Annotated in this window: 16 protein-coding genes; 13 read left to right on the top strand and 3 right to left on the bottom strand. The window is 43.1% G+C overall.

The genetic code is table 11. From position 1 onward, the window contains the following. Window positions 1–10: 10 nt before the first annotated feature. Window positions 11–2,638, bottom strand: a complete 2,628-nt coding sequence (gene gyrA, locus RB622_RS07205; protein WP_308045881.1) for a DNA gyrase subunit A — start codon at window positions 2,636–2,638, stop codon at window positions 11–13. 372 nt (window positions 2,639–3,010) lie between these two features. Here gyrA and RB622_RS07200 point away from each other — a divergent pair, with 372 nt between their 5' ends. From RB622_RS07200 to RB622_RS07155, 10 genes are all read left to right on the top strand, one after another. Then, complete coding sequence (locus tag RB622_RS07200; protein WP_308045880.1) at window positions 3,011–4,315, top strand: gluconate:H+ symporter; 1,305 nt, start codon at window positions 3,011–3,013, stop codon at window positions 4,313–4,315. A 69-nt stretch (window positions 4,316–4,384) separates the two neighbouring features. After that, window positions 4,385–4,855 carry a RidA family protein gene (locus tag RB622_RS07195; RefSeq protein ID WP_308045879.1) on the top strand — a complete coding sequence of 157 codons (471 nt, stop codon included), beginning with the start codon at window positions 4,385–4,387 and terminating at the stop codon, window positions 4,853–4,855. A gap of 96 nt (window positions 4,856–4,951) precedes the next feature. Continuing rightward, window positions 4,952–6,061 carry a D-TA family PLP-dependent enzyme gene (locus tag RB622_RS07190; protein WP_308045878.1) on the top strand — a complete coding sequence of 370 codons (1,110 nt, stop codon included), beginning with the start codon at window positions 4,952–4,954 and terminating at the stop codon, window positions 6,059–6,061. A 129-nt stretch (window positions 6,062–6,190) separates the two neighbouring features. Further along, window positions 6,191–7,261: a membrane dipeptidase gene (locus RB622_RS07185; protein ID WP_308045877.1), complete on the top strand. Its 1,071-nt coding sequence runs from the start codon at window positions 6,191–6,193 to the stop codon at window positions 7,259–7,261. Window positions 7,262–7,280: 19 nt separating this feature from the next. Further along, entirely contained in the window at window positions 7,281–7,961 is a 681-nt protein-coding gene (locus RB622_RS07180) for a response regulator transcription factor (RefSeq protein ID WP_308045876.1), read from the top strand. Next, the gene (locus RB622_RS07175) at window positions 7,958–9,310 is read left to right on the top strand and encodes a HAMP domain-containing sensor histidine kinase (RefSeq protein ID WP_308045875.1); all 1,353 of its coding nucleotides are present in this window, start codon (window positions 7,958–7,960) and stop codon (window positions 9,308–9,310) included. The genes RB622_RS07180 and RB622_RS07175 overlap by 4 nt, the downstream gene beginning before the upstream one ends. 84 nt (window positions 9,311–9,394) lie before the next feature. After that, window positions 9,395–10,717, top strand: coding sequence for a TolC family protein (locus tag RB622_RS07170; RefSeq protein WP_308045874.1), 1,323 nt, complete (start codon window positions 9,395–9,397; stop codon window positions 10,715–10,717). Window positions 10,718–10,763: 46 nt separating this feature from the next. Then, on the top strand, window positions 10,764–11,855 hold the full coding sequence (locus RB622_RS07165; protein ID WP_308045873.1) for an efflux RND transporter periplasmic adaptor subunit: 1,092 nt from the start codon (window positions 10,764–10,766) through the stop codon (window positions 11,853–11,855). An 11-nt stretch (window positions 11,856–11,866) separates the two neighbouring features. Further along, complete coding sequence (locus RB622_RS07160; RefSeq protein ID WP_308045872.1) at window positions 11,867–14,968, top strand: CusA/CzcA family heavy metal efflux RND transporter; 3,102 nt, start codon at window positions 11,867–11,869, stop codon at window positions 14,966–14,968. A gap of 202 nt (window positions 14,969–15,170) precedes the next feature. Further along, window positions 15,171–15,422 carry a hypothetical protein gene (locus RB622_RS07155; protein WP_308045871.1) on the top strand — a complete coding sequence of 84 codons (252 nt, stop codon included), beginning with the start codon at window positions 15,171–15,173 and terminating at the stop codon, window positions 15,420–15,422. Window positions 15,423–15,506: 84 nt separating this feature from the next. Here RB622_RS07155 and RB622_RS07150 read toward each other — a convergent pair whose 3' ends face one another. Together RB622_RS07150 and RB622_RS07145 are read right to left on the bottom strand one after the other, a co-directional pair. After that, window positions 15,507–17,744, bottom strand: coding sequence for a bifunctional alpha,alpha-trehalose-phosphate synthase (UDP-forming)/trehalose-phosphatase (locus RB622_RS07150; RefSeq protein WP_308045870.1), 2,238 nt, complete (start codon window positions 17,742–17,744; stop codon window positions 15,507–15,509). Between the two features lie 967 nt (window positions 17,745–18,711). Further along, on the bottom strand, window positions 18,712–19,632 hold the full coding sequence (locus tag RB622_RS07145) for a DUF6268 family outer membrane beta-barrel protein (RefSeq protein WP_308045869.1): 921 nt from the start codon (window positions 19,630–19,632) through the stop codon (window positions 18,712–18,714). 407 nt (window positions 19,633–20,039) lie between these two features. On the opposite strand from RB622_RS07145, the gene RB622_RS07140 reads away from it, so the two are divergent. The 3 genes from RB622_RS07140 (at window position 20,040) to RB622_RS07130 (ending at window position 22,789) form a co-directional block, all read left to right on the top strand. Continuing rightward, on the top strand, window positions 20,040–20,480 hold the full coding sequence (locus RB622_RS07140; RefSeq protein WP_308045868.1) for a GNAT family N-acetyltransferase: 441 nt from the start codon (window positions 20,040–20,042) through the stop codon (window positions 20,478–20,480). Between the two features lie 321 nt (window positions 20,481–20,801). Next, window positions 20,802–22,067: a sialidase family protein gene (locus RB622_RS07135; RefSeq protein WP_308045867.1), complete on the top strand. Its 1,266-nt coding sequence runs from the start codon at window positions 20,802–20,804 to the stop codon at window positions 22,065–22,067. Between the two features lie 77 nt (window positions 22,068–22,144). Next, window positions 22,145–22,789, top strand: coding sequence for an START domain-containing protein (locus RB622_RS07130; protein ID WP_308045866.1), 645 nt, complete (start codon window positions 22,145–22,147; stop codon window positions 22,787–22,789). The last annotated feature ends 787 nt before the right edge of the window (window positions 22,790–23,576 follow it).

The following is a 23,576-nucleotide window of genomic DNA, read 5'->3' as shown; positions in this document are numbered from 1 at the left end:
ATTACAAAAATCATGCCTCTGGCGTCTCTGAATCGTCATTTTCACCATCCTCGTCATCATCATCGCTTTCAGTTGCATCTGCAATTTCATCTTCCGCCGCATCCGCATCATCGGCTTTAACGATCAGTGAGTTCGTTGTTTCATTCACGATCACATTTCCGTCTTCATCCAATTCCTCAAGTTTTTCATCCGGATCTTTAAGGATTCGGGTTACCGAAGTGATTTCGTCAGCATTATTTAAACGGATCAATTTAACGCCCTGCGTGTTACGTCCCGCCTGACGGATATCAAGAACGCTCATACGAATGGCAATACCATTGCGTGTGATAATCATCAAATCATCCTGTTCAGTTACTTCACGAATCGCTACCAGTTTACCTACTTTATCCGTTGCATTCATGGTGGAAACACCTTTACCGCCACGTTTGGTTACACGATAACTATCAATAGCTGAGCGCTTTCCAAAACCATTTTCAGAAACAACCAGCAGCTGTGCATCTTCACGGTTGATACAAACCATACCGATCACTTTATTTTCAGGATCGTTCAGATTGATACCACGAACACCGGCCGCTGTTCTTCCCATTGGCCTCACTCCTTTTTCGTTGAAGCGAACCGCGCGTCCTGCGCTTGAAGCAATCACAATATCATTGTCTCCATTCGTCAAAGCTACATCCAGCAGACGGTCGCCTTCGTTAATCGAGATGGCTATGATACCATTGGTACGCGGACGAGAATAAGCTTCGAGCAAAGTTTTCTTAATGGTACCCTGCTCAGTACACATAATGAGGTAATTATTGTTGATATAATCCTCATTTGTCAAAGTACGCACATTAATTACAGAACGGATCGAATCTCCGTTTTCAAGGCTGATCAGATTTTGGATCGGTCTGCCTTTCGAAGTTTTGCTTCCTTCCGGTACTTCGTACACTTTCATCCAGAACAACTTACCAAATTCGGTAAAGATGAGCAGATAGTTAAGCATTGTGGCCGAGAACAAGTGCTCGGTAAAGTCGGTATCCTTGGTCTTCACACCACGCGAACCTACCCCACCCCTTGTTTGTGTCCGGTACTCTGCCAACGGTGTACGTTTGATATAACCTTCATGAGAAATGGTAATAAGCATTTCTTCATCCGGAATCATATCTTCGTCACTGAATTCTTCAGCAGCGAATTCAATTTGCGTACGACGGGCATCACCGTAGCGGTCTTTAATGTCTGTAAGTTCGGTTTTGATAATTTCGAACTTACGGTATTCGTTTGCAAGAATATCCTTCAAGTCAGCGATGACAAGCATGATCTCTTCAAATTCTTTAACAATCTTGTCTCTTTCAAGACCTGTCAGTCTTTGCAGACGAAGCTCAAGAATGGCTTTGGCTTGAATTTCGCTCAAAGCGAAATTTTCCATCAAACCGTTTTTCGCAATCTCCGGATCACGCGCACTACGGATCAAAGCAATTACAGCATCAAGATTATCCAGTGCAATAATCAAACCTTGCAAGATGTGCGCTCTTTTCTCCGCTTCACGCAATTCATATTCCGTACGACGTGTAATGACGATGATACGGTGGTCGATAAAATGCTTGATAAGGTCTTTCAGGTTCAACATCACCGGACGGCCTTTTACAAGCGCCACGTTGTTTACACTGAAAGATGACTGAAGCGGCGTGTACTTATAAAGGTGATTCAGTACGATATTAGGAATCGCATCTTTTTTCAAATCGAAAACGATACGCATCCCGTCTCTATCCGATTCATCACGGATATCCGAAATTCCGTCCAGTTTCTTGTTGTTGATCAAACCGGCGATACCTTCAATCATGGCCGCCTTGTTGGTCATGTAAGGAATCTCGGTCACAATAATTTGCTCGCGACCCGTTTTTGTAACGTCAAAAGAAGCTTTTGCACGCACAACGATCCGTCCACGGCCTGTTTCCATGGCTGACCTTACACCCTGATAACCGTAGATGGTACCACCTGTCGGGAAATCCGGCGCCTTGATATGCTGCATCAACTCAGGAATCGTAATCTCATTATTGTCGATATACGCCATGACACCGTCCACCACTTCTGACAAGTTATGAGGCGCCATGTTTGTGGCCATACCAACGGCAATACCAGAAGAACCGTTTACAAGTAAATTGGGGAATTTGGCCGGAAGAACGGTTGGCTCTTGCAAAGAATCATCAAAGTTGGGCTGGAAATCAACGGTATCCTTACCCAAATCATTTAACAATTCATCGGCAAGACGTTTCAATCTTGCCTCAGTATAACGCATCGCCGCGGGTGAGTCACCATCGACAGATCCAAAGTTTCCTTGACCGTCTACCAGCATATAACGCAGCGACCATGGCTGAGCCATACGCACCATGGTGTTATACACCGAAGCATCACCATGCGGGTGATATTTACCTAAAACCTCCCCTACTATACGAGCCGATTTTTTGTGTGATTTATTGTAATTCACGCCCAAATCGGACATCCCATACAACACGCGTCTGTGCACCGGTTTCAAACCATCGCGAACGTCGGGTAAAGCGCGGGAAATAATAACTGACATCGAGTAATCGATGTATGCTCCTCGCATTTCATCCTCAATATTAATGGGGATAATGTTTTCACCTGAAGATTCTGCCATAAAGAATTAGAAAAGAATCAAAAATTTAAAATGAGAGATTGATTTTATACAAATACTCACTGGATTATTACAATACTGTAACTACCAAAAAGTCAAATTTCGCTATTTTTAGGCATTCTAACAAACTTCTTGGAGCCTTATTACGCACAGACTTCCTATCAGCGTGATACTGCGGAATTTAGATGTTGTTTTTTTCCCATACCGGTGGTATGGGTTAAGATATTTCAGCCTTTCAGGCTGTTTCCGTGCACTTGTTTTGGGCTATTGAAGTACTGATGGCCGAATAAATTTCAAAACAAATCCGGTTCTATCGTTAAATTTACCGTTCTGCATCCTTATAACCTAAAAACCTCATTTCCTAAATTTCTCTCTATGCCATTATTACTGACTTTCCTTTCCATTTTGTGTCTGATCTTACTGATTGCATGGCTTAAAATTGATACATTCATTTCCTTCCTGCTGGTTTCCATCGGACTTGGACTTGCCAGCGGCCTCGATGTCGTAACGGTAAGCAAGGCGATTCAAAAAGGTGTTGGGGGTACTTTGGGTGATTTGGTACTCATTGTCGGTTTTGGAGCAATGTTGGGAAAACTGGTCGCTGACAGTGGCGGTGCCCAGCGAATAACCGACGCGCTCATTGGTATTTTTGGACAAAAGTACATTCAGTGGGGAATGGCCCTTGCGGGATTTGTAATCGGGATTCCACTTTTTTATAACGCCGGCTTCGTCATTGTTATTCCTTTAATATTTATGATTAGTGCCACAGCACGTATACCATTGTTATACATCGGCATACCCATGCTTTCTGCACTTTCGGTTGCACACGGCTATTTACCGCCTCACCCCTCGCCTGCTGCCATCGCCAGTCAGCTAAATGCAGATCTTGGAAAAACACTATTTTACGGATTGATTGTTTCTATCCCCGCAATCGCGGTGGCCGGTCCTATATTTGGCAGCACTTTAAAAAGATTTACGCCCAAACCCGACGAAAATCTGTTCAACGTTAAACCCAGACCAACTTCCGAATTGCCTGGTTTGGGGATAAGTGTCATCACGGCTTTACTTCCTGTTTTCCTGCTGACAACTATGTCGGCCGTTAAGAATCTTTACCCTGACAATCAACTTATTGTTTTACTTGCAGAACCCTATTTTGGCATGCTGATCTCTGTACTTTTCGCGGCATATGCACTGGGTATCAAGAGAGGATTAAACATGAAAGCCGTTAGCAAATCTATGGAAGAAGCTTTCAAAGGGGTATCGGTTATCCTTTTGATTATTGCGGGTGCAGGTGTTTTTAAAGAAATTATGACCGCTAGCGGTGTCAGCACCTACATCGCTGAAAGGCTGGTTGGAATTGATATTTCACCCATTGTTTTAAGCTGGGGAATCGCCGCGATTATCCGCGTTTGTGTAGGTTCTGCAACCGTTGCCGGCCTGACGACGGTCGGCATACTTTCTCCCCTGCTGATTCATTCTCCCGTCCCGCCCGAATTAATCGTACTATCCATTGGTTCAGGAAGTTTGATGTTCTCCCACTTAAACGACGGCGGGTTCTGGCTCTTTAAAGAGTACTTCAATTTAAGCATAAAAGATACGCTGCTGACCTGGTCGGTTATGGAAACAATTGTATCAGTAATGGGTTTGTTGGGTGTTTTAGTATTAAATTTGTTCTTGTAAGAGTAACACAGAAATACTTTTGCATCTTTCAAAAACAGTATCTTTTTATCATTCTTATCTGATTATTACATGACTCCTGAATCCAATTTCCAAGCACTGGGACTTAATTTGCCACCTGCACCAAAACCGGTGGGTGTTTATAAACCATATCTTATCGTTGACAACCGCTGGGTTTATGTTTCCGGACATGGAACCGTTCAGGATGACGGAAGTCTGATCATCGGCCGGATCGGAAAAGATCTTGACGTCGAAGAAGGCAAACTTGCTGCACGTCAGGTTGGTTTGGCTATCTTGTCAACCCTGAAAACCAACCTAGGGAGCCTTAACCGCATCAAACGGGTGATCAAGGTTTTAGGTATGGTGAATGGAACAACTGATTTCGAACGCCATCCTTACGTTATCAACGGATGCAGCGAATTATTTGCCAAAGTTTGGGGGGAAGAAAATGGTATCGGTGTGAGAAGTGCCGTGGGCATGGGAACCTTACCGGACAATATCCCTGTTGAAATTGAAGCAATGTTCGAACTCGAAGAAAACTAATAAGTCTTTGTGATTGCTGGTTTGATTTGCTCCTTTTGTAAAAAAGGCGATTCAGACCAGCAATCTTCATTTTCATTAATCAAAAATCAAAAAACGATGTGGTATCTGCTCAACAAACCAGAAGAAGTCATTTCCCCTTCTCTTCTTTTTTATAAAGATAGAATCGAAAATAATATTCGTAGTATGGTTCATATGGCTGGCGATGTAAACCGGCTTGTGCCACATGTTAAAACCCATAAAACGGCTGAAATTGTAAAAATGCAGCTGGCAGTAGGCGTAAACAAATTCAAATGTGCCACCATCGCCGAAGCCGAAATGCTGGCTGACGCAGGTGCCAAGTGGGTTCTACTCGCCTATCAAATGACTGGTGCAAATGTTCCCCGATTGTTTGCACTCAGAAAAAAATACCCGGAAACAACCTTTTCTTCACTGGTTGATAACGAACAATCCGCGCAGGCGCTGCAAGATTTTTCGGTGGCCGAAGATGTGGTTTCAACCATCTTTATTGATATCAATAACGGCATGAACCGCTCGGGTCATCCAACCAACGGCTTGCTTCTTTCATTGTACCGTTTTTTTAGTGGTCTTTCCAATGTCGAGGTTTCCGGCGTTCATGTTTACGACGGACATATCAGAAACGCTGAATTTTCGGAACGGAAAGCTGAAAGTGACGCGGCCTATGAAAAAGTATATCCTTTGCTCGACCTGATACGGGAAGATATTGGCACAGAACCTGTCGTTATTGCCGGGGGCTCTCCAACTTTTACGGTGCATCTCCTCCGGCCAGATGTGCTCCTGAGCCCGGGAACCAACGTACTCTGGGATTGGGGTTATGGCGATCAGTTCGACGACCAGCCATTTCTTCACGCAGCACTGATCTTAACCCGTGTCGTATCAAAACCTTCCTGCGGAGTTATCACGATCGACCTTGGACATAAAGCGATTTCCGCCGAAAATCCTGTGGACAAAAGATTCAGGATATTAAACCTAAATGGTTATACCGTAACCGGCCAGAGTGAAGAACATGGTGTTTTACAAATTGGAGAAGATGTTTGGGAAAATATCCAGATTGGGGACGTTTATTACGCCTTGCCCTATCACATTTGCCCCTCCGTTGCCTTACACGAATACGCATCCGTTATCGAAAATGGCGAAGTTACCGACGAATGGAAAATCGTATCAAGAAACCGAAGACTTACTGTGTAAATGATAGAATTTTGAATGAGTGAATGATAGCATGATGCGCTACCGATTGCCCTATTCACTCATTCTATCATTCAAAATTCGCTCACTATTCCCCATTCCATCATTCAAAATTCACCCATTCCTAAATCTATGTTTCTTTTTGATGCTCACCTGGACCTTTCCATGAATGCCGTGGAATGGAACCGGGACTTAACCCAGGACCTTCTGGCTATTCGCGATCGTGAAAAAAAATTAACCGACAAGCCGGATCGCGGCCTTGGCGTAGTCAGTTTTCCTGAAATGCGCAAAGGTAATATCGGCATTTGCGTGGCCACGCAAATTGCCCGTTTCGTAAAACCGGACAGCAAAATTCCCGGCTGGCATTCACAGGCGCAGGCATGGGCACAAACCCAGGCGCAAATTGCCTGGTACAAAGCTATGGAAGAAGCCGGAGAAATGATTCAGATCACCGACCTGCCAGGTTTACATAAGCAACTTGCACTTTGGAAAAATAGCCAATCGACTGAAAATCTCCCGATTGGCTATATCCTTAGTCTGGAAGGTGCCGACTCGCTTATCAGCTTAAAAAATCTCGAAATCGCCTATAATTATGGCCTCCGCGCCGTTGGGCCTGCGCATTACGGTCCGGGTGTATATGCTTACGGAACCGATTCTGATCAGCCTTTATCTCAAAAAGGGAAAGATTTACTGGTTGAAATGGATCGTCTGGATATGATTCTGGACGCAACCCATTTGTGCGACAGTGCGTTCTGGGATGCCATGAAAATATATAAAGGCCCTGTTTGGGCTAGTCATAACCTGACCCGGGAAATAACACCGCATAACCGTCAGTTTTCCGATGAAATGATCACCGAACTGATTGGGCGAAAAGCTGTGATCGGCATGGCATTTGACGCCTGGATGATGATTCCGGGCTGGGTACGCGGAAAATCCACACCGCAAAAAACCGGTTTGGTAATCGAACACATTGCCGAGCATATTGATCATATTTGTCAATTGGCGGGCAATGCTTCCCATGTAGGAATCGGATCGGACCTTGACGGTGCTTTCGGAAAAGAACAGGCTCCAGGCGATATGGATTCCATCGCCGATCTGCAATCCATTACCGGCATATTAAGCAAAAGAGGTTATTCAGAACAGGATATTGAACAAATCATGTGGAAAAACTGGGTCGACTTTTTAGAAAGAGCCTGGGCTTAAAAGCCATGATCGATTTTACATGAGAATATTAGTAGTTGAAGACGATTCCCGTATCAGCAGCTTCCTCTGGAAAGGTCTGGAGGAAGCCGGGTACATTGTGCAGCTGGCCAGCGACGGCTACGAAGCAAGGGACCTGATAACGGCGGAGCAATGGGATCTGTTTATTCTGGATGTCATGCTTCCCGATATTGACGGACTACAACTGGCACAGCTCATTCGTTATAAAAAGATAGACACACCTGTCTTGATGCTCAGTGCGCTTGGGGAAGCCGAGGATAAAATAAAAGCGCTTGACATCGGCGCTGATGATTATCTGGTAAAACCCTTTCATTTTCCTGAGCTGTTATCCCGCATCAAAGCCCTGCGCCGCCGATATGCCTTGCATTATGCGCCCGATGAGACTTTACAATGTGCCGACCTGACGGTGAACATGGATACCAATTTGGTCCAAAGAAATGGTAACGAAATCCAGTTATCAGCCAAAGAGTTTAAGCTTCTGGTTTATTTGCTTGAAAATAAAAACAAGATCGTCTCCCGTACGCAGATCCTGAACACGGTTTGGAATACCAATATGGATACTTTTACCAATGTTGTGGACGTTTACATTTCGTATCTGCGAAACAAAATCGATAACAATTTTCCAGACAAACTCATTAAAACCGTCAAAGGTCGTGGTTATATGATCGCGGGTGATAAATGAAAATCCAACACAAACTAACGCTAAATTCCTCACTGGTTTTCGGTCTGGTTTTTACAATTTCCTCCGTTCTTATCTATCTGAATTTCGTAAGATCCGCGGAGCGGATTTTCTTTGAAGAACTCGCCAGGACGGCTTCCCTTACTGCCATGTTTTATCTTGAAGAAGATGAACTGACAACAAAGGAATACAGCAGGATCGAGAAAAAATTTCTGACTGCAAGCGCCAACCAGGAAATTCGCCTTTACGATAAAACGGGGCATATCCATTATGGAGAGGCCGATCCGGACACCAACATTACGGCAAAAATCCTCAAAACCATCCGCGCCAACAACCATTACAGCTTTAAGGTTGGTAACGCTTTTTATTACGCCATTTACTACCGTGACAATCAGGGCTCTTTCAGCATTATCATTAGAGCAAATAACCCAATACTGGAAACGCAGGAAAGTGAATTTGTCCGAATTTTGCTTATTGCGCTCCTCCTTGGCATTCTCGTTATAGTAACACTCAGTTACACGTTATCGAAAATAGCCTACACCCCTGTCAGACAGATCATTGAGCAGGTCAAAAATATTGACATGACCGGACAGAAACATCAGCTGACTTATCCCCGAACGAAGGACGAGCTTGAAGACTTGTTTGAGGAATTTAACTCCATTCTTGAAAAGGTTTATCAGAACATTCAAATCCAGAAAAACTTCATCAGCCACGCATCCCACGAATTAAGAAGTCCGCTCTCCTCCATTGTCGGCGACCTGGAAGTACTGCTTCAAAAAGACCGGGATATGATGGAATATAAAAATGTGAGCGAGAACGTTTTAAACGACGCCGAACGCCTCGAAAAAATACTTGAAAACTTATTGATGCTGTCCGGATTGGAGCAGAAAAACCGGCAAGAAACGCAACCGGAACGAATTGATGAAATCCTGTGGGAAGTACTGGATAAGCTTGCTGCGGAATACCCAACAACAAAGATCAACCTGCATTGGGATCTTCCCGAGGAAACGAGTGATTTACTTCAATACAACTGCGTTAAAACACAGGTATACATGGCCTTATACAATCTGATCGAAAATGCAGCAAAGTTTTCGGAACAAAAACCGGTTGATATTACCTTAAAAAAGGTCGAAAACAAACTCGTCATCGAAATTCAGGATCATGGAATCGGGATCAGTGCACAAGATATCCAGCACATTTCCGAACCCTTTTACCGGGGACAAAATACCGGAAAAATAAAGGGAAACGGTCTAGGCATGACCATAGCCTATAAGATTTTCACCAATCACAGCATCGGAATTTCCATCAAATCGGAGCAAAATAACGGAACACGCATCCGTCTTGACTTTTAAATTTCCTCTCATTTACTTTTAATGTTGCACCCATCATTTTCTAATTTACCTCAAAGAACGCTCTAATCCTGCCGTTTTAATTTTGTGCCTTCATCAACTATTGATTTTGTGAAGGCATTCATTGCATTAAGTTTCTCCCTCCTCTTAAACCATTGCTGTTTAGCGGCCGCACCTGTTTTACAGGATACGCTGGTCATTAACCAGAAAGAAGCCGAGGGTTTGTTTCTAAATAACAACCTGGACCTTATCGTTCAGAAACTGAATATTAACCAGGCCGAAGCGCAGGTTATCCAGGCTAAACTATGGCCTAATCCCGAGTTCAGTGTGGATGAAGTTAACCTTTGGGCAACAAAAAACCAGCTTTCCTCGGGCGAAAAGCTGCCACCTATCATCGGGAACTTCGGCAAAAACCAGCAGTTTTCGGCCGCACTGGAACAACGCATTGAAACCGCGGGAAAGCGAAAAAAACGGATTGCACTGGAATCGGTTTCCAGAGAAATCGCGGCAGAGTATTATTCCGAACTACTGAGAAACCTAAAAACGGAGCTCCGTAAAAACATCTTTGCACTTTCCTATAAACAAACTTTCCTGACCGTTCTGAACAATCAGAATGCGGCTTTGGCAAAACTACTTGCTGCTTTTGAAAATCAATTCAATCAGAATAACATCAGCAAGGTTGAGATTTTCCGGTTAAAGGCTTTGAAACTAGAACTCGGACAGCAAATCCTTGAAAACCGTAACGAAATGCACGGCGTTCAAAAGGAGCTGTCGGTGCTTTTGAACATTCCCTCTCAGCGTTACATACAGGCAGATATTCCGATCGCGGTAAACCTGACCGGGCTAAATTCCAGGTCACTTGACAACCTTCAATTCACAGCCGTAACAAACCGACCAGACGGAAAGATCAGTTTTTTGAAAGAAACGCTTGCCAGTAAAAAATATGATCTGGAATACGCACAAAGAAAACCGGACCTTACACTCGGTGCCAATTACGACCGTGGCGGAAATTTTCTGCTCAACTTTATCGGTTTCGGTTTCAAGATGGATCTGCCGGTTTTTAACAGAAATCAGGGAAACATTCTGGAAAGTAAAATAGGTATTGAAAAGTCAAAAGTACTTTCCGAGCAAAAAACGAAAGGTATTGAAACGGAAGTAACCCAGGTTTTCCGTACCCTTCAAAACAGTCTTCAGGCTTATCAGGCGCTGGATCTTGATTATGTGCGTGACCTCGATCAGGTGTTTCAAACCTACACCGACTATTTCATGCAGCGACGTATCAACATGATCGAATACCTGGACTTCTTCGACGCTTACCTATCCAATAAACGAACGATCCTAACCACGACGAAACAACTGAACGATAGCCTTGAAGATCTCAATTTCGTCACGGCCAGTGAAATCCATTAGTCAGAACCCAAACCAAACGCTAAAAACAGCATATCTCAAAACCAATATGTCAGCAACACCATACAATATCCTGACTACACTTATAATCGGCCTGGCGTTTTCTTCCTGTGAAACCAAGCCCGGGCAGGTGTCTCAGTCCAAAGAAAATGCAAATCCGGTATCACAGTCTGTGACCACCTATCAAACCAAACTGGAATCCGTCACGGAATCGATACGGCTAAACGGACAAATTGAACACAATCCGGATCAGGTCGTGCATTACGCCAGTTTGATCAGCGGCGTTATTACCAAAATGTATTTTTCTCTCGGCGATAAAGTAAACAAAGGGCAGGTTTTAGCCGAGCTCAAAAGCAGCGAACTAACGGATCTGACGTCTCAAAAAAGCACTCTTGAATCTCAACTGCTGGTCGCGAAAAGAAAGCTCTCTGTTGCAGAATCCATGTTTGGAGACCGGATCTCGTCAGAGAAAGATCTCGTAGAAGCCCAAAGTGAAGTAGATATTCTCAAATCAGAAATCGAAAAAATACAGTCTAACCTATCACTTTACAATGCCAGTACCGAAAAGGGAGTTTTTCAGATCAAAGCGCCTGTCAGTGGTTATGTTGTTCAAAATAACATTTCCGGTGGCACACAAATAAGCAGCGGCGCCGATCTGTTTACGATTTCGGATCTATCTGACGTCTGGGTCACAACCAATGTCTATGCAATGGATCTTCCTTTTGTACAAAAAGGCATGGCGGCTGTTATCAAATCCAAGGCTTATCCCGGTGAGACTTTTGAGGGTATTATTTCGGAAATATCCCAGGTTTTTGACCCGCAGGAGCGCGTCCTCAAAGCACGCATCCGAATGCCTAACAAAGATTTGAAACTTAAACCCGGACTGGCGATTGAGGCCGTTGTAAAGAAAAACACGAAAGACTTTGCCATCGGAGTTCCTGCCAATGCTTTGATTTTTCACAACAACGAAAACTATCTGTTGATACAAAGACCTGATGGGGCACTTACGCCAAGAAAAGTGATTGTCGATGCAAAAGATAATGATAAGGTTTTCTTTAAAAACGGACTTTCAACAGGAGAAAATATTGTAATCAACAATCAGCTGTTGCTTTTCTCTGACGTAATTAATCTGGGTAAATAATATCGATTTTCATGCAGAAATTAACACAAAGTATTGTCGCCTTCTCCTTGAAAAATACCATGCTGGTGTTTTTCATGACGGCCGTTCTGGCGATTGTGGGCGTTGTGAGTTATATAGAAACACCGATTGAAGCATTTCCGGATGTAACCAATACCCGGGCGAGGATTATCACGCAATGGCCGGGAAGAAGTGCCGAAGAAATAGAAAAATTCATTACGCTGCCCGTCATGAAGGAAATGAATACCATTCCTAAAAAAACAGAGGTGCGGTCCATTTCCCTCTTCGGCTTATCGGTCGTTACCGTTTTATTTGACGACAAAGTCGAAGATTTTTACGCGCAGCAATATGCCTCAACAAGATTAAGAAATATCGATTTGCCCCAGGGAGCCAACGCCGAGATTGAGCCGCCCTACGGAGCAACCGGTGAAATTTTTAGGTATGTTTTGAAAAGTGACCGGCCACTTAAAGAGCTCACAGCACTCCAGGAGTGGGTTATTGAGCGGGAACTGGTAGCCGTGCCCGGTGTTGCAAACGTTGCCAGCTTTGGCGGAGAAGAAAAAATCTACGAAGTACGGGTTAATCCTGCTTTGCTCGCCCAGTACGACCTCACCCCGCTTGATGTTTATGAAGCCGTCGGGAAAAGTAACATCAATGTTGGCGGAGATGTCATTCAGAAAGGAGATCAGGCCTATGTCGTCCGTGGCGTTGGTTTGCTAGAAAGCACAAAGGATATTGAGAATATCCTCATCAGTGTGAAGGGTTCAGCGCCTGTTCACGTAAAAGAAGTAGCAGAAGTGAATATTACTGCAAAACCAAGACTTGGACAAGTGGGACTTGGTGAAGACAAAGACCTCGTTGAAGGAATTGTCGTGATGCTACGAGGAGAAAATCCAAGTGAGGTGATTGTAAAACTACGTAAAACAATTGATGAGCTTAACAACCGAATTCTTCCCTCGGACGTCAAAATTGTCCCGGTGATCGACAGAACCGAGCTGGTCACCGCGACTGTCAACACCGTTACCCATAACCTGGCAGAAGGCATTGTACTTGTCTCCGTCATCGTCTTCATCTTCCTTTTCAACTGGCGCACCACCGTTACGGTCGCTTTGGTTATCCCCTTGTCCTTTCTTTTTGCCATTACCATGCTTCGGATACAGGGATTACCTGCCAACCTGATTTCCCTGGGTGCGATCGACTTTGGTTTGTTACTCGAAGGCACCATGGTTATTGTTGAAAAAATTTATGTAGATCTAGAAAAAAGCGCGCACCGGCTCGGTGTCGACCGGTTCAATAAAATGTCGAAACTCGGGTTGATAAAACGCAGTGTGAAAAACGTAGCGTCCCATATCTTTTTCGCACAGATTATCCTCATCATTGCGCTCTTGCCAATTTTCTCGTTCCAGAAAGTGGAAGGAAAAATGTTTACGCCACTCGCATTTACGCTGGGTTACGCGTTGGTAGGTTCATTGATATTAAGCCTCACTTTCGTGCCGGCCATGTGTAAGGTATTACTCCGGAAGAATATTACGGAGAAGAACAACCCGGTGGTTAACTTTTTCCGGGATAATATTTTCAAACTATACCTTTGGAGCGATCGGAACAAACGTCTCGCCATAGGGGCCTTCGTGGTATTGTTTATGGTTTGTGTCGGAAAATTTCTGACTTACGGGACCGAGTTTATTCCCAAATTAAATGAAGGTGCCATCTATGTACGGGCCACTTTACCCAACAGCATAAGTCTGGAACAGTCTGTCAAAACCGGAAATGCACTGCGCGATACGCTGAGATCTTTTCAGGAAGTGAAATTCGTCATGAGCCAGACTGGCCGACCCAATGATGGAACCGATCCCACAGGTTTTTTCAACAACGAATTCCACATTCAGCTAAAACCCGAAAATGAGTGGAAACGACATATTAAAAAGGATCAATTGTTGAAAGAAATGAAACAGACGCTTTCTTCCTTCCCGGGGATTTCGCTCGGGTTCAGCCAGCCGATCCAGGATAACGTGGAAGAATATGTGGCCGGGGTTAAAAGTGCTCTGGTAGTTAAAATATTCGGCGAGGATTTGTATGATATGGAAAAACTGGCCGATCAGGTTGCCGACAATCTGCATAAAGTAAGCGGGATCACCGATGTGCTTGTATACCGAAACATAGGCATTCCCGAACTCGCGATTCGCATGGACGAGGCGCGCATGGCACGACATGGCGTATCGATGGCCGACGCCCAGGCTGTAATCGAAATGACCATTGGCGGCAAGGCAGCATCAGTATTCTATGAGAACGACCGGATGTTTGATATCACCATCCGTTATCAGAAGGAATATCGGGACACGGAGGAAGAAATCGGAAATATCCTGATTCCTTCACTCGATAACCACCAGGTGCCCCTCAAAGAAATTGCCAGTATCGGTACCAAAACAGGCCCGGCGTTTATCTACCGGGAAGGAAGCAGCCGCTATATCGGTATCGGTTTCAGTATCGATGGCCGGGATCTGGGCAGTACCATTGCCGAGGCGCAGCAGGTTGTTCACGAGAATGTCAAATTCCCTGCAAACGGAAAGGTCGTTTGGGCGGGAGAATTTGAAAGCAAAGAGAGGGCGACCAAACAGCTGTCTCTGATTGTTCCAGCCGCATTGGTGCTGATCATTTTTCTTCTTTACATGAATTTTGGCAATACAAAAGATACATTAATTTCATTAATAACGATTCCCTTCGCATTCGTTGGCGGTTTTCTTTCGTTATGGATAACGGGAACAATTTTTGGAATTTCTGCCGGGATCGGCTTTATCATCCTATTTGGCGTCTGCACCATTGACGGCATTATTCTGGTACATGTCATGAAAGATAACCTCATCAAAAAACTTCCTTTAAAAGAAGCCATTTCCGAAGGAATCTACGGCCGAATCCGTCCTGTTATTATGATAGCGTTAATGGGATCACTCGGTTTGCTGCCCGCAGCACTGTCAAGTGGTATGGGTTCGGAGATCCAGAAGCCCCTTGCCATTATGATCGTTGGCGGGCTCCTGATTTGTATGTTCCTATCTTTCACGGTCTTGCCGCAAATATTCTATTGGGCTTACCGCAAAACGGACAAAAATTTTCATCATTAAGATTATTTAACGATTTCATCACAAAACATCACGGATAATTACTATTAAGTCTTGTATATTTGTATAAATAAATATTATTAATTCTTATTTGGATTAATTATAAATTATAATCATCTTTGAATCATGTAAGCGTTATGAGATAAAACGAACCATACAAAGCGATTAAAATTCCTGTTTATCTTTAATTATCGACCGAATAGCAATGAAACCAACATATCAAATATCTTTTCGTACCAAATTACCTGATGTCCTTTCCTTTCAACGTCTTCATGACTGTCTGAAAAAATTAAATGTAAAACACTGGGCTTACGACTTCAAAGATCTCCTGTTAAGTATGAGATCGGAGCTCGCTGATTTCCGGAGTATTCAGTCGGCATTAAGTTCTGCCGGTTTCAGATGTGATTTTATTAAAATGGAAAATCTGGAAAGTAAGGAAAATATCCTGACCGCATAAATTCAGCATCAGCCTTATATTAAAAACAGCAAGCCAGGTTATCCCTGACTTGCTGTTTTTTTATATTCCCTTATGGGCAAATGGCTATTCTTCAGGCGTAGAGATCATAAATTTCAAAAAGTGAAATACCTCCTGCTGACTTTTGATATGATTCCTGGCAGCCGAAAGATCGTCTCCGATTTTGATCGTGTACGAGGTCGCAGGCAATGCTTCAAACATGTCTTCGTCCGTTGTGTCATCTCCCATCGCCAGCACAAAATCATAGTTCCCGTTTTCCACGAACGACCGGGCTGCCGTTCCCTTGTTAAAAGCAGTTTTCTTGACTTCCACCACTTTATTCCCGTCGATAATCTGAAGGTTAAGCTCCGGCTGAACAAAATTTTTGAGTTGCCAGATTAACTCCTGCGCTCTTCGTACAGCATATTCTTTATCTTCTGCCGTCCTGTAATGCCAGGCCAGAGAAGTTTCTTTCTCCTCAACAAAAGCGCCGGGGCACCTTTTCGCATAAATATCAAGGATTGGCCGGATACTTTCCTTCCAATTTTCCTCATAACTTTCATTAAGAATCCACTCCGGACTATCCTTTGTTTTGATCAAAGCACCATGTTCGGCAATAATATGAACAGGTAAATCCTTGAAAAGTTCATGCAGAAAATACCGGTCCCGCCCGCTGATGATAATCACCGTATCTCGTTTGGCAAGATCCATGATCAGCTTTTTTGTATCCGTTGAAACAATCGCCTTGGCCGGGTCCGGAACAATCGGAGCCAGCGTACCGTCATAGTCAAAAAATAAAATACGGTTTGACGACGCGTTATATGCCTTACGGATATTGTCAATTCCCTTATTCGTCAAAAAAACCTGACGAAGTCTCTCATGTTCCTGTTCAAGCATAATCATTTGGGTAAAAAAGTCATTGGTCCAGGCGAATACATCGTACTCCCTGATCCGGGCCTGCATGGCATCCATGCGTTTCATTTGTTCCTCTTCCGGCATTTCGAATGCCCGCTTTATGGCATCGGCTATGTCCTGGTTATCCAGTGGATTAATTATTAAAGCCTCCCCAAGCTCGGCCGCGGCGCCCGCCATTTCGCTCAAAATCAGAACGCCTTTTCTATCTTTTCTGCTCGCCACATATTCCTTACAAACGAGGTTCATCCCGTCCCGCACGGGGGTAATCAGCGCAACGTCACTTGCCGTATACATGCCAAGCAACTCCTCATAGGACATGGATCGGTATTGATAAATAATCGGCTGCCAGTTGATATTCCCAAAGTTGGCGTTAATCCTGCCAACGGTCTGATCTATGTCGGATTTCATCTGTTGGTATTGTTCAATATTATCCCGCGAAGGGACCACCACCATCACAAACGAAACTTTTTCGTACCAGTCGGGATACCTTTCCAGAAACCTTTGGTATCCGTTCAGGCGATGTAAAATTCCTTTGGAGTAATCCAGACGGTCCACGGAGAAAATGATCTTCTCTTTTAGCGACTCACGAATCTGCTCACGCTCCCGGACCACTTCCGGCTCGTCATAAGCCGCATTAAATTTCTTAAAATCTATACTAATCGGAAAGGAATCGACCTTGACAATCCGGTTGCTCAAATTGATATAATGTAATTTATTTCCATAACCAGAAACCATTCGGGCTGCTTTTAAAAAATACTCTACATAATCATTGGTATGAAATCCAACAACATCTGCGCCCAAAATACCGTCAATAATTGCTTGTCGCCATTTAACCGGCAGCATGCGGAATAACTCAAAAGAGGGAAACGGTATGTGGAAAAAGAACCCGATTTTGTTCCCTGGGAATTCCTGCCGGATCATTTCGGGTAGGAGCATAAGCTGATAATCCTGGACCCAGACAACGTCATCCGGCTGGATGATCTCCTTTACTTTATCAAAAAACAACCTGTTGGCTACCTGGTAACTTTCATAGTAGGTGTCCTCAAATTTAGCCAGAGAAGGAAAGTAATGACATAAAGGCCAAATGAGGTTATTACAAAATCCCTCATAATAATGCTCGTTTACTTCGGCCGGAATAAATACCGGATGTGCCTGGAAGCTATCGTTTTCAAGAGACTGTCCTTCAAGCTCTTCCACTGTATTTTCAGAAAACCCAATCCACTGGATCTTCTCCTCCGCGTTGAACGGAGACCCCTCCTGCTCATGGACCAAAGAGAGTACTGCCGAAACAAGTCCCCCTGAGTTTTGAAACAACCGGACCTGGTCGTTCTCACTGATGATCTTAAATGGTAATCGATAGGCAACAATGATTAATCTTCCCTTTTTTTCTTTGTTTTTTAAATCTTTCATAAGTTTCAATGCATATTTTAACAGATGCATCTGGTTAAATACAGAGCGACCAACTGGGTAATCACGGCCCCTTCCTATAATTTCCCGCAATTTTTGTTCCAAAAAGTTTCATTCTGGCGTTCCGTTGCCTTATACCAAAAAAATGTCGAAATATTATGTTTCTTTTATAGCAAGATTTCTATAATTTTGTGACAGTGCCACGCAAGTGGCCTATAGTGTGTGTTGTAGTGTACAAATAATCTTGGCATATGCTGGGATTTTTTTGTTTTTAGGCATTTCAAGCTCTGAGGCTCATGCTTAGCCCTCTACCTCTTCCCCCGATTTCGACAATTTGTGTGTATTTACACCACACTTCACCAGATATGTCATGGTAAGAGCCGTGCAGATCTTTCCGAGACCTAAACCCTGTTTATAGAAATATAATTTTTTCAATACTCTTTTTTTTCAACAAGCTGTTTTTCAGCATATTTAACGACATTCCTCATTTTATTCTCTGTCTGCTAGCATGATTATTTTTATATTTTATTTATTCAAAATGGGTCATGCTCATTTTGAGGTGAGAAATATTTAGTAAAAAATCCCGGCATTTGCAGGGATTTTTTCTTTTCTATCAGCACATTTTTCAAAAATAGAATTAATACTACAACTTAAATTTATAGTGTATAATAATTACTAGAATCAAAATAATATATTCTACAAAAATCTTGCTTTTGATATCCTATTGTTCTACTTTTACAACAGTTACCTAATAATGTAGAGTGCTGGGTTAAATAATGAACAAAAGAGCCTTAGTTATACTGAGGCTTTTTTCTTGGAAAAACAGGCAAAATTGTAGACGAAAAACCCCAGGTTTTGGTAAGTATCTAAATGTAACCGATTGGGCACCAGGTGTTTTATGTCATAAAGTCATGCTTTTGGCATAAAAAAACTGACAGTGATTGTCAGGCAAAATAGTCTTCAGTAGCTGTTATTTTGACTTTTTAAGCAGTCCAAATAGCGGACGAATGTACAGTTCAATTGAAGCTGTAAAACCAGAAGTTTTAATCGGCACCACGCCGTCAGGCAGTGTGTTACTGATATTGACCCTGTAACCGCTAAATAATTCAACGCCTATTATTTTATTAATCTGCCGGTTGTACATAATCCCTGTATCCATATCAATCTTTCGGAACAGGCCATTATTTTGCTCGGCGATGTAATAACTCCTGCTAATCGCTTCGCTTTTCAGGTATAGTATATCTTTTGGCGAAAAGTTATACCTCCAGGCAATTTTCTTGGGTAAACTTATTTCTATCCCCGATTTTGGGGAGAAGTTATAATTAAAGACAAAAACAGGCAATACTGAAAGATTTCTGTTCTTACTCGCCATGATACCGTAGCCAATTTCTTTATCTGCTGATTTCTTTTTCAGGTAAACAGCCGTAAAACTATAATTCAGCGGAACATTTTTCAGTGGGATCTCCGCCATACTGCCACTTTTATTTACCTGGGAAGCTACAATCAAAAACGAGCTATCATCCAGTCTGAAAAACGATTTGATATCCACACCCATGGAGCGAAGCTTCCAGTTCGACATCTGGTGCATCGGATTTTCTCCCCTGGTATCGATTTCAAGCTGTTCAGTACGATAATGAGGCCCTAGTACAATGGCATATTTCGGCTTATGGATAACGGGTATCCATGCACGGACATACACATCTTCCTGGGTATAGCGCTGTGTTTCCGAATTTACCGAGCGGTATCTCGCGCCTGGGGCCTGGGTATGTTTTATAGTTATCCATTTAGAAGGCCCCATTCCTGAAAGTCCGGGTTGTAACTCCTGACTGAAGCAAAAGTGACCTAAAAGGGTAAGAGAGCACGCTGCGAATCCCAGATAACGATAACCCATATAGTCTTAAACGTAATTTCTTTCTTATACAAATACTTCAATATATAAAACTTCCCTGCACAATGCCGCATTTCCCGTATGACTAACATCACAAACCGACAACAGATAAACGTATTAAACGATGCATACTCCGGCGCTCAGGCTATTTCCCTCAGGCCTATTCCATATACGAATTTAACCAAAAAAGTCACCAATATTACCGGGCAACAAAGATATTATTTTATAAAGTTCCATTGAGGTAAAAAATGCCTTATGAATTACGATTCAGAGACTTGCGTAAAAGATATCTAAAATAAACCTGTCCTTTTCTCCGGCAGGTTTATTTTGGATAGCCAACCAAGAAAAAGTCCCCCGACATAGTACCTTTGGCATTTAAACATTTATCCCTACAAAATTTCAGCTTTTACATGCGCATCGAAAAGTGTACCATCAACCATCTCCCGCAGCTTACCATGTTGTTTAACGAATACCGGATACACTTCGACCAGGAATCCGATTTAGCAATTTCTTACAATTTCCTTAAAGACAGACTGGAAAATAATCAGGCCACCATTTTCGCAGCAATCAATGAGGATTCCAGGGAGCTAATGGGATTCACCCTGCTTTACCCAATGTTTTCCTCTTTGAAAGCAAAATCAACCTGGACACTCAATGATATGTTTATTTCGGAACGATATCGAAAATTCGGGGTTGCTACCCGCTTGCTGGAAGAAGTAAGAGAATTCGGAGCAAAGACTGATGCCGAATGGATCATGCTCAAGACTGGTATGGAAAACACCAGGGCTCAGGCACTTTATGAAAAATTCGGTTTCCGGAAAGATGAAGGGCATTTTTACTATTATTTGTAATAACAGTGGCATTGAAGGGGCCTGCCTGTCAACAAAAGTTCGTTAAGACACTCAAACACGAGTCTTTCTAAGCGGGAAATTTTCAGCAGACTACTTTATTTATTAATATTGTATGTAGTTGATGTATGATCTATATCAATTAAAGGTTACGATATTTTGTAAAGGACTCCGGATTCCCTGGGTTCTTTATTTTTTTATAGACTACGAAAGACAATTTCTTCGGCAAATCTCAGCAATCAATCCGCTTTATCCGTAATTTCGCCACGTGACAATTAAAGGTTTCTGAACAAACCGGGACGCTTATTTGCTGGTCATATTACTATGAAAAAAACATCCTTTCTACTCGTTGTCATAGCCGTCATATTCAGTGCCTATCGCTTTGCAAATCCATCGTCCAATATAGATTCCGGTCCAAAGATGATCTCTCTCCCAAAAGGTGACGCATCGGGCGCTTATCTGACTACCGACCAGTCAGGCAACCCTGTTTTGAGCTGGGTGCAAAAGGTAAGCGCGGATCAGTATAAATTGTACTATGCTGTTTCAAAAGATGGCGGACGCTCTTTTTCAGGATCCAAAGAAATTCCAACTTCCCGCGGTATTTATCCGCATGATGAAAACCTGTCTAAAATAATTTTCAAGAGAAACGGTGATATGCTTGCCATTTTTGCTGTCAGCAATCCAAGCAAGGAAAATAAGTATGCAGGTTTGCTGTACTACACCCAATCTTTTGATAAAGGGGCTACCTGGACGGAGCCAAAACAATTGTCACCTGCCAAATCGTACAGTAACGATGAACGTTATTTCGATATGACTTTACTGCCCGACGGAGAGATCGGGGTCGTTTGGCTTGATTCAAGAAAACCGGCGCAGGCTAGCCAGCATCATCACGAAGGACACCATGAAGGCATGAGTATGGAAGGATCTGCCCTTTATTTTTCAAAGACAGAACAAAAGGAAGGATTTGTCAATGAGACACGCGTGGCGGAGTCAACCTGCCAATGCTGCCGGACGAAATTGTATTCCGATAAAATGGGGAAGCTCCATCTTACCTACCGCGCCATCCTGAATGATAGTATTCGGGACATGGTACATGCTGTTTCCATGGACAATGGTAAAAATTTTTCGCGGCCAAAGCGTATCAGTGCAGACAATTGGGTCATTCGCGGCTGCCCGCATACTGGCCCGACAATGACTGGAAATCAGCAGGGCATGCATTTTGCCTGGTATACGATGGGAAGCGGAAAAGGTATTTATTATTGTAATTCCAGTGATGCAAATCACTTTACCGCAAGGCAAAGCGTCAGCGCTTCCGCCTCCGCCAAGCATCCGCAAATGGTGGTCAACATGCAGGGCCAGCTGGCAATCGTCTGGGACGAACTTACGGAGGAAGGTAATTTCAGGATCGGCCTTCAAACACGCACAGAAAGTGGGAACTTAATGAAGACCGGATTTATTACCGCAGCTAATATCAACGCGACACATCCTGTTGCACTTGCCTCGGGTCAGACAGGTTTACTGGTTGCCTACACAAAAAAGGAGGGCGATCGCAGCCAGGTATTTTACGATTTCAGACAATTAAGCCGGTAATTATTTTCACAAAAACATTGTTACGGCTACGATAAGTTGTCATGCACGATCGCATGGCTCTGATAGCGTAAATTCAAATGTTGAAAAAAATAATAGTTATTTTAGTGCTCCTGGGCGTATTTTCAAATAGTTATGCCCAGGAAACCTGGAAGTTTCATACCGAAAAAGAGGGTGTGCGGGTATATACCCAATCCCTGCTCACCTCCAAGATCAAGGCACTGAAAGTAGAAAGTATACTGAACGCCTCGGCCTCTCAGTTCGTGTCCGTCATCATGAACATTGACAAAAGTACGGAGTGGGTTTACAACACAAAATCCAGTGTTTTGGTAAAACAGGTATCTCCTTCTGAGTTATTTTACTATTCCGAGGTAACCCTTCCCTGGCCGGCGCAAAATCGGGATTTTATAGCGCACATCGCGGTTACGCAAAATCCTGCGACAAAAACAATTACCATAGATGCACCTTGCGTTTCGGGATTCGTTCCCGTTAAGGAGGGAATCGTTCGTATCACACAGTCGCAGGGGCGGTGGATTATTTTCCCAATATCTAAAAAACAGGTAAAAGTGGAGTATACCATCGCCGTCGATCCGGGCGGTTCCATACCCGCCTGGCTGGTAAATCTGGTGGCTTCGCAGGGCCCGCTCGAATCATTCAAGATGCTTAAACGCCAACTTCAAAAACCGGAGTATAAGTATGCATCATTGCCTTACATTGTTGATTGATTGGCGGAGGTGAATGAAGTCTTTCAATCCGCAACCAAACAAGTCAACGCGGGGCTTGCTATAAAAATTATCTCCGGGTGGTGTAAAGCAATGCGCTACTTCTAATTAATTTAATTGGTCACATCAATGACCACGAAACGTTCCTTCGGAACGAAAACCGCATCGACCTATCCATTCTACCAACGAAATGTCCCGATGGGACAAGGGCATATGGATGTTTCGATGTTTTTATTCCAATAGGAACATTTCATCGGTAACAATGATATTTTGCAATTTCAATATCCGCAATGTGGCGGTGAGAAAAGGACATAAGAATATTTCTACCTTTTTGTTCCAATAGGAACATTTCATCGGTAGCAATGATATTTTGCTATTTCAATATCCGCAATGTGGCGGTGAGAAAAGGACATAAGAATATTTCTACGTTTTTATTCCAATAAAAACATTTCATCGGTAACAATGATATTTTGCTATTTCAATATCCACAATGTGGCGGTGAGACAAGGACATAAGAATATTTCTACCTTTTTGTTCCAATAGGAACATTTCGTTGGTAGCAATGATATTTTGCAATTTCAATATCCACAATGTGGCGGTGAGAAAAGGACATAAGAATATTTCTACCTTTTTGTTCCAATAGGAACATTTCGTTGGTAGCAATGATATTTTGCAATTTCAATATCCACAATGTGGCGGTGAGAAAAGAACATAAGAATATTTCTACGTTTTTATTCCAATAGGAACATTTCGTTGGTAGCAATGACATTTTGCAATTTCAATATCCACA

The organism is Dyadobacter sp. LHD-138 (genome assembly GCF_030929615.1).
Classification (GTDB): Bacteria; Bacteroidota; Bacteroidia; order Cytophagales; family Spirosomataceae; genus Dyadobacter.
This window is presented reverse-complemented; position numbering and strand designations above follow the sequence as displayed.